Origin of the sequence: Streptococcus sp. NLN64 (assembly GCF_015831295.1) — a bacterium.
Lineage (GTDB): Bacteria > Bacillota > Bacilli > Lactobacillales > Streptococcaceae > Streptococcus.
Map to the genome: position 1 here is coordinate 1 of NZ_JADXDQ010000110.1, position 1,353 is coordinate 1,353.

At 44.9% G+C, this 1,353-nt stretch carries 1 protein-coding gene; it reads left to right on the top strand.

The features are described 5' to 3' along the window. The first annotated feature begins 190 nt into the window (after window positions 1–190). Window positions 191–958 (top strand): DeoR/GlpR family DNA-binding transcription regulator, encoded by a 768-nt coding sequence (locus I2503_RS09345; RefSeq protein WP_196967780.1) that lies wholly within the window; start codon window positions 191–193, stop codon window positions 956–958. Window positions 959–1,353 lie beyond the last annotated feature (395 nt).

Sequence of the window (1,353 nt, forward strand, 5' to 3'; positions counted from 1 at the left end):
ACGAGGACTGGTCAGCTGTCTCGATTACTACTTAAAACGACATGCGTTAAAAGTTAATTGAACCGCCGTGTGCCGAACGGCACGCACGGTGGTGTGAGAGGGACTATCCATTAGTCCCTACTCGATTTGCTTCCAACATTTTTTGTTTTATTTTTGATATAATGCAACAAAAAGCAAAGAGGAGCTTGGGATGAAAAAGCAGGAGCGTCTGGCTGAAATTACACGTTTGGTCCACAGGAAGGGGACAATTCGGATTTCCGAGATTGTTGATTTGTTGCAGGTTACTGATATGACGGTAAGGCGAGATTTGTTGGAATTAGAGGAGCAGGGGGTCTTGACCAAGATCCATGGGGGGGCCCGTTCCAATAAGGCTTTCCAGTTTCGGGAGTACTCCCATTCAGAGAAGGATGTGCAGCACCACGAGGCCAAGGTAGCGATTGCGCGGCGGGCTGCGGCCTTGATTGAAGAGGGGGATACGGTTTTCTTAGGACCAGGTACTTCGGTAGCAGCCCTGGCTGCGGAGATTTTCAACCAGCGGTTGACAGTGATTACCAATTGTATGCCTGTCTTTACGGTTTTGTCCCAGAAGAAGTCGGAGACTTTTCAGGTTTTTCTCTTGGGAGGTGAGTACCGGCAGTTGACGGAGAGTTTTGTAGGTGAGATCACCAATACGAGTTTGGAAAAGCTTCGCTTTTCCAAGATGTTTTTTTCTGCCAATGGGGTTAAGGACGGGCAGGTGATGACGTCGACGCTGGCGGAAGCTTATACGCAGGGTTTGGCCTTGGAGCATTCCTTGGAGCGTTATCTGCTTTTAGATGGATCCAAGGTTGGGAAGGATGATTTTGCCAGTTTTTGTGAACTTAAGGATGTGACAGCCTTGGTGACAGATGTCCAGCAGGATGAGGAGTTGTTCCCTTTGTTGGAGGGGAATGTGGAGATTGTCAATGATTTAGAGTAGGAATGTTCAGTTTGGGAGTGAGACAGAACAATTTTTACAAATAAAATCGTTCGTTACAAGTCTTTGTTTCAAGTTGTAAGCTGAAACGGTTTCTCCCCAAACCGTTTCACTCCCACCTCCGGTCTAAAGGCGTGTTGAATGCCTTTAGAGTTTCTAAATGAAAGGAACGAAGTTCATGTCAATGTTGATTCGGTTCTTTTCGGAGGTCAAAGAGTCAGGAATTGACTCTTTGAGTATCTGGATAAGAGAACATGAAATGTTCTCTCAATATAGTCTTTTATTTGAAAATAACACAGTAAAAAAGCGCAAAAAAACACTATCTGTGTTATACTTAAGGTGAACATATTTAAAAATGTCTTAAGGATGTTGCCGCATCCCTAATGCTCTTGCTGCTT

Excerpts from the sequence above, each read along its gene's own strand:
- I2503_RS09345 (WP_196967780.1), top strand. The coding sequence starts at position 191 with ATGAAAAAGCAGGAGCGTCTGGCTGAAATTACACGTTTGGTCCACAGG.